Annotated in this window: 14 protein-coding genes, 1 tRNA gene and 1 pseudogene; 8 read left to right on the forward strand and 8 right to left on the reverse strand. The window is 28.6% G+C overall.

Going from position 1 to position 13694, the window contains the following annotated elements:
• Positions 1 to 123 precede the first annotated feature (123 nt).
• The 8 genes from xerA (at position 124) to BP769_RS05210 (ending at position 6427) form a co-directional block, all read left to right on the forward strand.
• Positions 124 to 1089, forward strand: coding sequence for a site-specific tyrosine recombinase/integron integrase (xerA, locus tag BP769_RS05175; protein ID WP_413862201.1), 966 nt, complete (start codon positions 124 to 126; stop codon positions 1087 to 1089).
• A 184-nt stretch (positions 1090 to 1273) separates the two neighbouring features.
• Positions 1274 to 2641 (forward strand): MurT ligase domain-containing protein, encoded by a 1368-nt coding sequence (locus BP769_RS05180; RefSeq protein WP_413825163.1) that lies wholly within the window; start codon positions 1274 to 1276, stop codon positions 2639 to 2641.
• A 28-nt stretch (positions 2642 to 2669) separates the two neighbouring features.
• On the forward strand, positions 2670 to 3479 hold the full coding sequence (locus BP769_RS05185; protein ID WP_413825165.1) for a type 1 glutamine amidotransferase: 810 nt from the start codon (positions 2670 to 2672) through the stop codon (positions 3477 to 3479).
• 147 nt (positions 3480 to 3626) lie between these two features.
• The gene (locus tag BP769_RS05190) at positions 3627 to 4232 is read left to right on the forward strand and encodes a biotin transporter BioY (RefSeq protein ID WP_413825301.1); all 606 of its coding nucleotides are present in this window, start codon (positions 3627 to 3629) and stop codon (positions 4230 to 4232) included.
• A gap of 71 nt (positions 4233 to 4303) precedes the next feature.
• Positions 4304 to 4444, forward strand: coding sequence for a hypothetical protein (locus BP769_RS05195; protein ID WP_413825167.1), 141 nt, complete (start codon positions 4304 to 4306; stop codon positions 4442 to 4444).
• Positions 4445 to 4477: 33 nt separating this feature from the next.
• On the forward strand, positions 4478 to 4873 hold the full coding sequence (locus tag BP769_RS05200) for a DUF1284 domain-containing protein (RefSeq protein ID WP_413825170.1): 396 nt from the start codon (positions 4478 to 4480) through the stop codon (positions 4871 to 4873).
• A 95-nt stretch (positions 4874 to 4968) separates the two neighbouring features.
• Positions 4969 to 5040 (forward strand) — tRNA-Gln (locus tag BP769_RS05205).
• A gap of 115 nt (positions 5041 to 5155) precedes the next feature.
• Entirely contained in the window at positions 5156 to 6427 is a 1272-nt protein-coding gene (locus BP769_RS05210; RefSeq protein ID WP_413825173.1) for an ATP-grasp domain-containing protein, read from the forward strand.
• On the opposite strand, the gene BP769_RS05215 is transcribed toward BP769_RS05210, so the two are convergent.
• From BP769_RS05215 to BP769_RS05250, 8 genes and pseudogenes are all read right to left on the reverse strand, one after another.
• Positions 6424 to 6579, reverse strand: a complete 156-nt coding sequence (locus tag BP769_RS05215) for a hypothetical protein (RefSeq protein WP_409198631.1) — start codon at positions 6577 to 6579, stop codon at positions 6424 to 6426. The genes BP769_RS05210 and BP769_RS05215 overlap by 4 nt on opposite strands.
• 521 nt (positions 6580 to 7100) lie before the next feature.
• A pseudogene (locus tag BP769_RS05220) lies at positions 7101 to 7733 on the reverse strand (V-type ATP synthase subunit D); the annotation flags it as partial.
• Between the two features lie 61 nt (positions 7734 to 7794).
• Positions 7795 to 9189, reverse strand: coding sequence for an ATP synthase subunit B (locus BP769_RS05225; RefSeq protein WP_413825175.1), 1395 nt, complete (start codon positions 9187 to 9189; stop codon positions 7795 to 7797).
• 4 nt (positions 9190 to 9193) lie between these two features.
• Positions 9194 to 10951: an ATP synthase subunit A gene (locus BP769_RS05230; protein WP_413825177.1), complete on the reverse strand. Its 1758-nt coding sequence runs from the start codon at positions 10949 to 10951 to the stop codon at positions 9194 to 9196.
• Positions 10948 to 11265, reverse strand: a complete 318-nt coding sequence (locus tag BP769_RS05235) for a V-type ATP synthase subunit F (protein ID WP_409198628.1) — start codon at positions 11263 to 11265, stop codon at positions 10948 to 10950. The genes BP769_RS05230 and BP769_RS05235 overlap by 4 nt, the downstream gene beginning before the upstream one ends.
• Positions 11262 to 12416 carry an ATP synthase A1 subunit C gene (gene ahaC, locus BP769_RS05240; RefSeq protein WP_413825180.1) on the reverse strand — a complete coding sequence of 385 codons (1155 nt, stop codon included), beginning with the start codon at positions 12414 to 12416 and terminating at the stop codon, positions 11262 to 11264. The genes BP769_RS05235 and ahaC overlap by 4 nt, the downstream gene beginning before the upstream one ends.
• 11 nt (positions 12417 to 12427) lie before the next feature.
• Entirely contained in the window at positions 12428 to 13114 is a 687-nt protein-coding gene (locus BP769_RS05245; protein WP_413825183.1) for a V-type proton ATPase subunit E, read from the reverse strand.
• Positions 13115 to 13127: 13 nt separating this feature from the next.
• Positions 13128 to 13613 carry a V-type ATP synthase subunit K gene (locus BP769_RS05250; RefSeq protein ID WP_413825186.1) on the reverse strand — a complete coding sequence of 162 codons (486 nt, stop codon included), beginning with the start codon at positions 13611 to 13613 and terminating at the stop codon, positions 13128 to 13130.
• Between the last annotated feature and the right edge of the window lie 81 nt (positions 13614 to 13694).

Genomic DNA, 13694 nt, shown 5'->3' on the forward strand with positions numbered 1-13694 from the left:
TTTACATATTCTAAGTTTTTTTTTAATATGAAAATTTTCATAAACTTACACATAAATATAACGAACATAAATTAATAATAGTCAAATGTTTTGATTAAGAATTTAAAAACAGGAAGTGATTGTATGGAAGAAACCCCAAAATCACCAATAAATTTACCTTCATATGATAAAAATGGGAACAAAGAAAATATTATGAATATTTTTAATTTCAATGATATGTTTGAAGAATATTTTATTGATTTAGAAATTAGAAATTATTCCATGAACACCATAAAAACTTATAAATCCATAATACATAATTTTATGAAATATTTAAATAAACAAGAGGATTTGTATGATGAAAAAAGATTTTTAAGAAGTTTTAAAAGGTATATACAAATCTTAAAAAGGGATAAGCATGTTACACAAAATTACATATATTTAGTAACAGTAGTATGTAAAAAATTTTTAGAATTTAATAAAATATCATTCTTAAATGAAGTTAAACCTCCTAAAAGAACAAAATCATTACCAAAATCATTGAATGAAACAGAAGTAGAAAACCTTATAAATTCAGTTACTTGGGATCCAAATTCAGATAGTCAATTAAAACAAAAAACAAAACTTAGAGATAAAGTAATATTAGCAGTGCTTTACTCTTCTGGATTAAGAATTTCTGAATTAGTAAACTTAATTATTAAAGACATAGATTTTGAAGAAAGAACTATTCGGGTTAGAGGAAAAGGAGACAAAGATCGTATTGTACTTTTTGATGATGATACTAAGAAATTAATAGAACAATACTTAAATGTAAGAAATTCCAATTCAGAATACCTTTTTTTAAATCGTGACAATAATAAAATCACTCCAAGATATATTCAAAGAATGATAAAAATATATGCTAAAAAAGTGAGTATAAATAAAAGGGTTACTCCTCATATACTTAGACACTCTTTTGCAACACATTTATTAAAAAATGGTGTAGACATTAGAGTTATACAACAATTACTTGGCCATTCTAGTTTGTCAACAACACAAATTTATACTAGTGTAGATATGGGTACAATAAAAGAAATTTATGATATAGCAAAACATCAACAACATTCATAAAAAACTAATTAAACTACTAATTAATCTTAAAAAAGGTATAGGGCTCTAAAAAATTAGATATAAAAGAAAAATAAAATATTTTACCTATATTTTTAACAAAAGATTTAAATATTAAATAAAATAATTTTAATGTGTTGAAGAAACATTTAATAAATAAAATCTCGAAAAATATGGAGATGATTAAATGAAAGGGGATTTAAACACAAAATTTTCTATTAGTGTAGGTAAATTTACCTACAAAATTTTAAAACTTAGTGGGAAGAAAGGAACTGCATTGCCTGGAAAAGTAAGTATGAAAATAGAACCTAATCTTCTCTCCAAAATGGTAAATAAATGTGATAGGACTATTATAATTACAGGTACCAATGGCAAAACTACCACTAACAACTTATTAAACCATGTTTTAAATGGTTTTTATGAAAATATTGCATCAAATCTTAATGGTTCAAATTTAGTAACTGGTGTAGTGACTTCTTTTATAATAAATAAAAAAAACCATTATGATTGTGGCATATTCGAAGTAGATGAAGGAACCGTTCCAAAAGTTACAAAACATATTAACCCAAATTATATTGTAATAACTAATTTTTTTAGAGATCAACTAGACAGATTTGGGGAAGTAGAAAATACTATTAAACTGGTTCATGATTCTATAACTAATCCTCAAACAGTATTAATATTAAATGCAGATGATCCTTCATGTTTATATTTTAATGATTTACCAAATCCTAAAGTTTATTATAGTCATGGTGAGACTGAAAATTCTAAAAAAGATGTTGAAGTATTAGAATCTGTATTTTGTCCAATCTGTGGGAATAGATTAGAATATGATTTTATTAATTATGGAAACATTGGACAGTATCATTGTAATAACTGTGGTGCTAGTAATCCTTTCTCTGATTATAAATTAATTTCAGTAACTCCTTATGATGGTTATTATGATTTCACAATTGGATATTGTAACGAACAAAAATCTTTTAGATTAAATGTTATGGGATTATATAATTTATATAATTGTTTAGCTGTCATAGCATTATCTAGTGAATTAGGCTTAGATTATGAAACTATACAAAGTAGAATTCAAAGTTTCGAATATAAATTAGGACGTATGGAAACAATTAAATTAGGAAATAAAGAAGTTGTTCTTGTTTTGAGTAAAAATCCTGTAGGTTTAAGTGAAGTTTTTTCTGCTTTTCATACAAATCCAAATGAAAAATCAATAATGTTTATTTTAAACGATTATGCTGCAGATGGAAAAGATGTTTCTTGGATTTGGGATGCAAACTTTGATGAAATAAATAATATTCAAAAAGTTAAAAATTTTTATTGTGCCGGAACACGAGCTGAAGATGCTGCTTTAAGATTAAAATATACTAATTTTCCCACAGATAAAATTAGAATTTATCCTGGAAAAGATAAGTTTGATTTAAAATCTGGAATTGATCAATTATTGTCTGAAAATAATAGATCATATATTGTTGGGACTTTTACAGGTATGCCTGAAGCTAGAAAAATTTTATATGAAAAACATGACAAAATTTATGAAAACTAAACTTAAATAAAAATACTTAAAGATTACTATGAAAATGGAATTAAATATTGTAAACATGTATCCTGATATTTTAAATATGTATGGAGATATTGGTAACTTAATATGTATTGAAAAAAGATGTGAATGGAGAGGAATCAAAGTTAATCAAGTAATTTCAACTTTAGGAACAAAAACCGTTAAAGATGATAATATTGATATGATTTTAATTGGAGGAGGTTCGGATAATCAACAAAACATAGTTTCTAAGGATTTATTTGATAAAAGAAGTATGATAGATAATTATATTAATAATGATGGTGTTATTTTAGCTATCTGTGGTAGTTATCAAATGTTAGGTAATGATTACTGTGATGCTGAAGGTAATGATATTCCTTGCTTGGAATTATTAGATATTAAAACAGAATCTAACAATGAAAGATTAATTGGGAATATTTTAATTGAAAATAATTTAGATTTAAATCCAAAAAGTGTTGTTGGATTTGAGAATCATGGTGGTCGTACTTACCATAATTATGAACCTTTTGGTATAGTTAAGTTAGGTTATGGTAATAATGGTAAAGATAATAAAGAGGGCATAATTTTTAAAAATGTAATAGGTAGTTATTTACATGGACCATTATTGCCAAAAAATCCACATATTGCTGATTATTTAATATTAAATGCTTTAAAGAATAAATATGATATTGATTCTTTACCGACTATTGATGATAAAATTGAAATTAAAGCACGTAATGCTATGGCTAACAAATTAATAGAATTACATAATGATAATGAATTAAGTAAGTACTGGAAGTACAAAAAACGAATAAAGGATTTAAAAGAATATAAAAAACATTAAAAAAAATAGTATATAAATTAGAAAATTTTTTATAAAAGTTTTTATAAATTTTATACTAATGGATTATAAAGTGATATCCATTAAATAAGAAACTTATTTTTAAAATAAATTATAAATAATATTTAAAATAGGAGTATTAAAATGAATATAAATATTAATTCATATTATAATAAGAGGGAAATCGCATTTAATAAAATTCAAGAATCCAATACTGTTACAAAAGTAATTATGGCTTTTATGATGGCATGTTTCACTGGTATTATGGCACAATTTATTATTCCTTTACCTTTTACCCCAGTACCTATCACTGGACAAACCTTTGCAGTTTTAATAGCAGGTTTATTCTTAGGTAAAAAATATGGGGCATTAAGCCAAATATTATATATTGGTATAGGTGCTACTATAATTCCATGGTTTGCTGGTGCAACTGGTGGAATAGCTACTTTATTAGGATCTACTTGTGGATACTTTGTTGGAATGGTATTAGCTGCATATTTTGTTGGATTAATTTCTGAAAGATATGTTGAATCTAGAAATTTCACTAGAATGACTGCTGTTGTTGCTATTGCAAATTTTGCAATAATATATATTCCTGGACTTGCAGGATTAGCTGCTTGGTCTTATTTCACACAAGGAATTGTTCTTGGACCTGTTGAATTAATTGTTATGGGTCTTGCTCCATTTATTATTGGAGATATTGTTAAAATTTTAAGTGCAGGTTTAGTATCTAAGGTATTTTTACCTAAAGATTAAATATCTTTTTACTTTTTTTATTTTTTTTATTTATAATAATAATTTGTCATATTTTTAGGGTATTTGATAAAATGGATGTTTTAGAATTCTTTGAAAAAGTTAAAGAGTCTGATAAAAAATATCAGCTAGAAAATCATAAGATTAAGAAGTCTAAAAAGAAAAATTCTTGTAATATCCCATTAGAACAATTATTAATGTATCAAGAATTATGAAAACTTAGTTAATTTAAGGAGAATTTTATTTTTATGAAAATTAAACTTCGAGCTCATCATTTATTATGTATTCAAGGGTATCAGGGATATGGTTATAGTGATGAATTTGTTAAAAATATGGATCATATAGTAGAAATTTTAAAAAATAATAATAATTTAGTTGTTTTATGTAATTCTGCAGATGATATTTGTAAATTTTGCCCTAATCTTAATGAAGATGGTTTTTGTAAAGATTTCCAGACTAATGAGGATATTGTATTAATGGATGAAATAATTTTAAGTAAAATTAAAAATTCTGAAAAAGAATTTCTTACAAGTGAATTATTTGAAGAGATAAATAATATATTTAATTCTGAGGATAGTGTGAAAACTATTTGTGGGGATTGTGGTTGGATTGATAAATGTTTGTTTTATCAAAATTTTTTATAAAAATTAATTTTTTTAAATAATTTATACGATAAGTTTAAATAGGAGATTGAAGAATATAATAATATGTTGTAATCTGTGTATTGCAACTGATTTTTAGTCCCGTAGGGTAGTGGTAATCCTTCTAGGCTTTGGACCCGGAGACGGCGGTTCGACTCCGCTCGGGACTATATTATCTATAAAAAGCTATTTTTTTACATGTTTTTAAAATTTTTATATATTGCTTTATGAATTTAACTAATTTTTTATAAAATTAAATTTATTTTTTAGGAGAATTTGATAATTATGAAAAAATTACTTATTATGGGAGTTAATACTAGACCTCTTGTTAATTCAGCACTTAAATTAAATTTTGAGGTATATTCCAGTAGTTATTATGCTACTTATGATTTTAATAAACCTTTTGATGAAATACATTTACTTAATCAGGAAACAGATGCGTCTTGTGGTTTTTTTGAAGAAAAATATGATCCATTAGAACTTTTAGATAAATCTAGGGAATTTTTAGAAAAAGTAGATTACATAATTTTGTGTGCAGGTATATCTTTTTCAGATTTTATAGGTGAATTTAAAAAGTATCGTGGAAAAATTTTAGGTAATAAAAATGTTGGTGAAGTTGAAGATAAATATAAGTTTTATAAGTATATTTGTAATAAATTTTTAACTCCTGAAACTTTTAAGATAAAAGATATACATGACGTAGAAGAAATTCTAAAAAATAATGTAGACAAGTCATATATACTAAAACCATGTAAAGGAAGTGGTGGTTATGGTGTCAGATTATTAAATTATAATAGCTTAAATGAATTTAAGAGTAATGAAAAAAATAGTGAAAAATTAGAAAAAATTACTGAAAATCAAAAATTAATATTACAAGAGCATATTAAAGGAATAAATATTAGTTCATCAGTATTAAGTAACAATCATGAAGCAAAAACCATAATAAACAGTAGATTACTAACAATTAACGATTATCAAAAAAATAAATCATTTGTTTATAATGGAAATATAATACCATTGAATATTAAAAGTTTACAAAGCTTAAATGAATACACAATACCAAATGATGAAATAGGTATAGATAATTTAAACGAAGACATGAATCAAATATCCCAAGAAATAATTAAAGATTTAAAATTAATTGGATCTAATGGGGTTGACATGATATTATCTGAAAATACCAAAAACAACAACATATTAGAAAATGATATTTATATTATTGAAGTAAACCCTCGTGTACAAGGCACATATGAATGTATTGAAAAACTTTTAAAAATAAATTTATTAGATGCTCATATTAAAGCATGCCAAGGAAAAATAATAGAAATACCCAAATATAAAGGATATAGTTTTAAAAAGATAATATATTCAACAAATACTATAAAAATAGGAAATTTAAATAAAGATAATGTATTTGATATACCTTACCCAAATGTGATAATAGAAAAAAACCAACCTTTAGTCACAATAATAGACCAAGCAAATAATGTAAAAAAACTAATTAAAAATAGTAATGCAATAGAAAGTACAATAAACGAGAATATTAAAAATATTTAAAAATGAATAACACCTGCTAAATATAATATAAAAAGAATTGTTCCAATAACCAAAATTGCGGTAGTAGCAATTTGAACAATCTGAATTATTATAAACACTTTAGCAACATGATCTGGATCTTTCATAAATTGATCTATAGGGTTTCTTTGCATAAATCCACACTTCTCAAAAATTAAGAACTTATAAAAATTTGAAAATTTTTTAGTAATATAATATTAAAAAAACTAATATATAATTTTAATCATTAAAAAAAAATTATAAAAAGAGTCATTAAAAAATTTTATATTAAATAATAAAATTTTAGACTCCTGTTTTATTTTTAGAAAAAAATTAATAAAAATATTAAAACTAAATAATATAATTTTAATTATCTAATTTTAAATGATTTCATCTTAAATTTTCTCTTTGGTTTTTCTTCATCCACAGATTTTTCATCGCTATTCTTAGAAGATTTTTTAACAGGTTTTTCAACTTCCGCTTTTACTTTGGAAGTAGAATCTTCTGTTTTTTCTGAATCCTTTTTAGTTTTAGAAGGAATTTTGCTTTTTACAGCTTCCTTAACTTTACCAATAGTAGATTCTTTTTTAGCTAATTTTTCAGCTTCAGCTAATTCTTTAGCTTCATAATCTTGACGAGAATTCTTAGCATCTTCAATTCCACTTTCTTGACTCTTTTCTATTGTAGCACGAATCATTTTAAGTCTAACGAAGTTTTCTCTTTCCATTTCTTGTAATCTCATATCAATGGATTTGATAGTTGCTTGTAATCTTGGAACCATAATATGTTCAAGAGCATTAACCCGACGTTTAGTTGCTTCAATTTCGGCTGCTAATAAATAAATTGTTTTTTCAATTTCTCCAAGTTGAATGGATAATTTCAAACAATGTTCAAATTTTTTAGCTGCTTCATCTAACCTAATAGATGTATCATTGAATCCATAACCTCGATCTAGGATAGTTCTATTTTGTGCTTTCATATCAATTACAGGTACTGAAACACCCATAATATTCCTAGATTTAATATCAACATCCATAGATTCAGTAACAGAAAGAGCTGCTTTTTGTACAGCCAAATCACCCATTTGGATTTGAGCTGCAGTTAAATCTTCATAAGCTTCTGCGAGTTCTTCATTCAATTCATCTCGAGCTCCTTGAACTTTATCTAAAATATCGAAAAACTCTTTAATTAAAGCATCACGTTTTTCTTTAAGTAAACTGTGACCTTTGACTGCGAGTTGTTCTCTATCTTTAAGTGCAAGTAACTCCATTCGAGTTGGATTTATCCCGCTTATTATTTCTTCTGCCATTTTATCCTCCTAAATAAAGATAGTAGATATTAATTGAAAATTAATATCATATAGTTTTATCTTATTCTTCAGCCTTTGGAAGATATTGATCAATGAATTCATCTTTAACTCTTTTGAGTTCATTTTTAGGTAAGATACTTAAAAGTTTCCAACCAAGATCTAAGGTTTCTTCAATACTTCTGTCTTCATCTTTAGCTTGTGTAATAAATTGGTTTTCGAAATTATCAGCAAATTCTAAGAATTTACGATCTCTTTCTGTAAGAGCTTCTTCACCTACTACAGCAACTAAATCTCTTAATTCACGACCTTCTGCATAAGCAGAATAAAGTTGGTCAGATACTCCACTGTGGTCTGGACGAGTTTTTCCTTCTCCAATACCCCCACCCATTAAACGAGATAAGGATGGTAATGGATCTACAGGAGGGTAAATACCTTTTCTGTGAAGATTACGATTAAGTACAATTTGTCCTTCTGTAATATATCCGGTTAAATCAGGAATAGGGTGAGTAATATCATCTTGAGGCATTACAAGAATAGGCATTTGAGTGATTGATCCTTCTTTTCCTTGTATACGGCCTGCACGTTCATACATACCAGCTAAATCAGTATACATGTATCCAGGGTATCCACGTCTTCCAGGTACTTCATCTCTTGCTGCAGAAATTTCTCTTAATGCTTCACAGTAATTTGTAATATCAGTTAATATAACTAATACTTGCATATTCTTTTCAAATGCTAAATATTCAGCAGTTGTTAAAGCCATTTTTGGAGTTAAAATTCTTTCAATAGCAGGGTCATCTGCAAGGTTCATGAAAACTGTTACTTTTTCTAATGCTCCAGTTCTTTCAAAATCTCTCATAAAGAAATTTGCTTCTTCGTGAGTAATACCCATTGCAGCAAATATTACTGCAAATTCAGATTCTCCACCTAATACTCTAGCTTGTCTAGCAATTTGTGCTGCTAAATCATTGTGAGGTAAACCAGATCCTGAAAAGATTGGTAATTTTTGTCCTCTTACTAAAGTATTCATTCCATCAATGGTTGATATACCAGTTTGAATAAATTCTTCTGGGAATTCACGAGATGCTGGATTCATTGGTGCTCCATTAATATCTAATTCTTTTTCAGGAATTATTTCAGGACCACCATCAATAGGTTTACCAGTACCATTAAAGATACGTCCCATCATTTCTTTGGATACACCGATTTTTGCTGTTTCACCAGTAAATCTAGTTTTAGTGTTTTTAGTGTTTAAATCACTTGTACCTTCAAATACTTGAATAACTGCAACATCTTGTTTTACTTCTAAAACTTGTCCTTGTCTGTGTTCTCCGTTAGGAGTTTCAATTTCTACAATTTCGTTGTAACCTACACCTTCAACTCCATCAACGACCATTAAAGGACCGGTAACTTCTGTAACTGTGGTGTATTCTCTTGTTTTAATATCAGTATTCATTTGTTTACACCTCACTACATTCTTTAACTACTTCAGCTTCAATTTCTTTAGCTTTAGCTGCAAATTCTTCAGAAGGAACATATTTCATTCTTGCAATTTGGTCTTTTACAGTTAATGCAACAATATCTTTTATATCTGCTCCTTTTTTAACAGCTGCGGATGCTTCATCTTGGAATAATAATATTATTTTAAGCATATCGTGTTGTTTTTGAGGAGGACAGTATGTATCGACATCATCAAAAGCGTTTTGTCCTAAGAAATCTTCTCTTAACATACGAGTAGTTTCTAAGGTTACTCTATCTAAATCAGGTAGAGCATCTGGACCAACTAATTGAACAATTTCTTCAAGTTCGGATTCTCTTTGTAATAAAGCCATTGCTTTATCCCGATTTGGTCTCCAGTCATTTCCTACTTCATTAGACCACCAGCCTTCAATATCGTCAACATATAATGAGTAACTAGTTAACCAATTAATTGAAGGGAAGTGACGTTTATCTGCTAATGATGCATCTAATGCCCAAAATACTTTACATATACGTAATGTGTTTTGAGTAACAGGTTCGGATAAATCTCCTCCTGGAGGGGATACTGCTCCGACTACACTAATAGAAGATTCTAATTCAGTAGTTCCTAAAGTATGGATTCTTCCTGCTCTTTCATAGAATTGTGCTAATCTTGATGCTAAGTATGCTGGGTAACCTTCTTCCCCTGGCATTTCTTCTAGTCTTCCTGAGATTTCTCTCATAGCTTCAGCCCATCTGGAAGTTGAATCTGCCATAAGTGCTACATCGTAACCTTGATCTCTGAAGTATTCAGCAATTGTAATACCTGTGTATACACATGCTTCACGAGCAGCTACTGGCATATTAGAAGTATTAGCAATAAGGATAGTTCTATCCATTAGAGGATTACCTGTTTTTGGATCGTCAAGGAATGGGAATTCAGTAAGTACTTCTGTCATTTCGTTACCACGTTCACCACATCCAATATATACAACTATATCTGCATTAGCCCATTTAGCTAATTGTTGTTGTGTTACAGTTTTACCTGATCCGAAAGGACCTGGGATTGCAGCTGTACCGCCTTTTGCAACTGGGAAGAAAGTATCTTGTGATCTTTGACCAGTTACTAATGGTATATCTGGATCTAATTTTTCTTTATAAGGACGTCCTTTTCTTACAGGCCATTTTTGTAACATTGCAACTTCTGCAATAGTACCATCATCTTTTTCGATTTCTGCAATAATTTCTTCTACAGTATGTTCGCCTGATTGAATAGATTTAACTACCCCAGATTCAATAGTTGGAGGTAATAATATTTTATGGAGAACAGCACTAGTTTCTTGAACTTCACCTAATGGATCTCCGGTTATTACTTTATCTCCTACTTTTACTAAAGGTTTAAAATCCCATTTCTTTTCTTTATCTACGGAAGGAACATCAATACCTCTTGCAATGTAATCTCCAGTTAATTTTTTGATTTCATCTAAAGGTCTTTGAATTCCATCATAAATTGAACCCATTATACCAGGTGCGAGTTCTACAGATAATGGACCTCCTGTACTTTCTATTTTTTCACCAGGCTTAATACCTGCTGTTTCTTCATATACTTGAATGGTTGCGGTGTCACCTTCTAATTCAATGATTTCACCAATGAGTTTATCGTCACCCACTTTAACCATTTCGTGCATTTGAGTTCCTCTCATTCCATCAGCTAGAATAACAGGCCCTGCAACTTTAATAATATTTCCTTCAATAATCATTTAACCATCTCTACCCCGATAACTCTTTTAATAAGGTCTGTCATTTGTTCGTTTTCAGTTGCTTCTGAACCAGATTTATCAGGTATCTCAATAATCATAGGTAAAACTTCATTACCTATAGTTCTATTAATATGTTTTCTAATGTTGCTTGCAATCTTTTCTGTTATTAAAATAATTGAAACTTGCTCATTTATACATGAATCAAAAGCGGTTATTGCTTCTTCATCTGTTTTAACAACTTTACCTTTTTTTACTCCACCAAGTTTAAAACCAGTGACAGTATCTAAATCACCTATAATAGCTATTTCACTCATACTAACATCTCCCGTAATTGAGATGTAGGGAATTCTTTTTCTCTTTTAGCTCTAGCAATTACTTTAAGATTATGTATTTCTTGTTCTTTTAAAGTTAAGAAACCTATTATAGGACCAATACCTAATGGTTTTTTCATAGAGTATGTGTGAGCAGCTTCAGATAAAAATTTATTTAAAGCTTTTTCAAAGACATCAATTGAACCTGTTTCATTATATTGTGGAACTACAGCATTTAAAACTTCAGCATATTTTGTCCCATCTAGACTTGAGATTACTCCAAGTATATCTTCAGATTCCATTAAGTCTTTAAGTTTCCATTCTCTTAATTGATAACCATTATTAAAAATGTATGGTTCTAATTCATCATAATCTAATTTATCTGCTTTAGCACGTATTATTAAGTTAATGTTAGCTACATCTACTTGATTTCCAAGATAAGAATATAATATTTCAGTATTTGCTTCTGAAGGTACTACTCTTGCTTTTAATAAGGATTGTAAGTAATACTTATCTAAAGCTGAATCTAAAGGAAGTAAAACTTTCTTTTCTTCATAGATAGGTAAAGCTTCAGATAAAACATTTGCGTATTCAGTATTATCTAAACCTGCAACAACATCATTAACAGAATTAACATCAGTTAATCTTTCAATATCTTCGTATAATTTTCCAGTAGGTATTAATAAATCAGAGGTTTCATCTTGATTAAGACCAACTGCTTTTGCAGCAAGTAAACTTTTAATATTACTAATATCAGATTTCTTTGAAAATACTTTAAATGCAGGTGCAATATCTTTTGGTACTAATCTAGCAACAACATCATAAGTTTCACCCATTTTGGTATCTAAAGTTTTTTCAACTGATTCTCCTTCAGCAATATCACTGTAATCTGGAATTCCACTTAAATAGTTTTCTACTTCAGAAATGTCTGAAGTTTCAACGAGTTCAGAAATTTGTTTTTCTGTTAATAATCTTCCTTTACGTGCTCTTACTCTAGAAATAGGATTAAGATATGGGTAGATTTTTAAGATCGGTACGGTTACAACAACAACTACGATTGCAGCTATTACCACAAATGTAAAGATAACTAATATTAGGAATACTTCAGGAGTAAGACCTAATTGTGATACAATTGAAGTTATTTCACCAGCCATAATTCATCCTCCTATTTAAATAATATTTTAGCAACTTCAGAACGTAATTCTTTTTTGTTTCTTAGCATTCTAGATTCTATAGTATTATTTACTTCAATTTCACCGTTTTTGGTTTTAACTATAACTCCACCGATTGTGTTTATAGGTTCACCAATTACAAATTTGGTTTCTGTTCCTGTATTTGCAGAAACAGTTTTTGCCATACTTTTAAGGTTTAATTGATCTTTTTTATTTTTTGTAACAACTGCTTTTACTTCAGCGGCAATTACATCTAGATTGCTTTTAATTTTAGGAATATCTTCTTCTTTTAGTTGAATGATTAATTCTCCACCACCAATTTCAGTAGCTGATTCTTTAATCATTTCAACTAAAGCGTTGGTATATTCTTCTTTATCTGTAGATGCAATGTTTTTTAAATCATTTGTAGCTTTATCAAAAGCTGCATTGATTACTTCTTCTTTAGCTTCTAATTCAAATCTTCTTGCATTCATTTTAGCTTCAGATATAATTTGTTGATGTCTCATATCAGCTTGTTTTTTACCACTTACTAATATTTGATTTTTAGCAGCCTCAGCTTTCTTTTCACCAGATTTGATGATAGTGTCTGCTTGAGTTTGTGCTTCTTGAATAATTCCATCAGCTTTATTCTGAGCTTCAGACATGATGTTAGAAACTATGTTTTCTGCCCCAGAGCTCATTATATTTGACCTCCTAGGCTAATATTCCACCGAATACCATAAGTAAGATAGCTATAAGGAATCCGTAAATAGCTTGGGTTTCTTCTAATGCTGAGAAAATAATACCACGTGCGAACATACTATTATCTTCAACTACAGCACCAACAGCGGAACCTGCTGCAAGACCTTGACCCATACCAGAACCGAGTCCTGCAAATCCAATTGCTGCACCTGAACCAATTGCTACAATACCTGCAGCAGTACTTAATCCAGCTCCACCACCGAGTAATCCTGAAAATACCATTAATAAGATTGCAATTAAGAATCCGTAGATAGCTTGGGTTTCACATAAAGCTGAAAAGATAATACCACGTGCGAACATACTATTATCTTCTGCTACAGCTCCAACAGCACCAGATGCTGCGAAACCTTGACCTAAACCTGATCCTAAACCTGCGAAACCAACTGCTACTCCAGCTCCAACAGCTGCAAGTGCAGTACCTAATACAATTTCCACCATAATTTATTCTCCTTTTAATTAGTTTATAATATTTATTTGAAATTTGAATTTTGTAATTGTATAAAATTATTTATAAAAATT

The sequence above is a fragment of the Methanobrevibacter sp. UBA417 genome (genome assembly GCF_002508845.1).
In the GTDB taxonomy this organism is placed as follows: Archaea; Methanobacteriota; Methanobacteria; order Methanobacteriales; family Methanobacteriaceae; genus Methanobrevibacter_A; species Methanobrevibacter_A acididurans.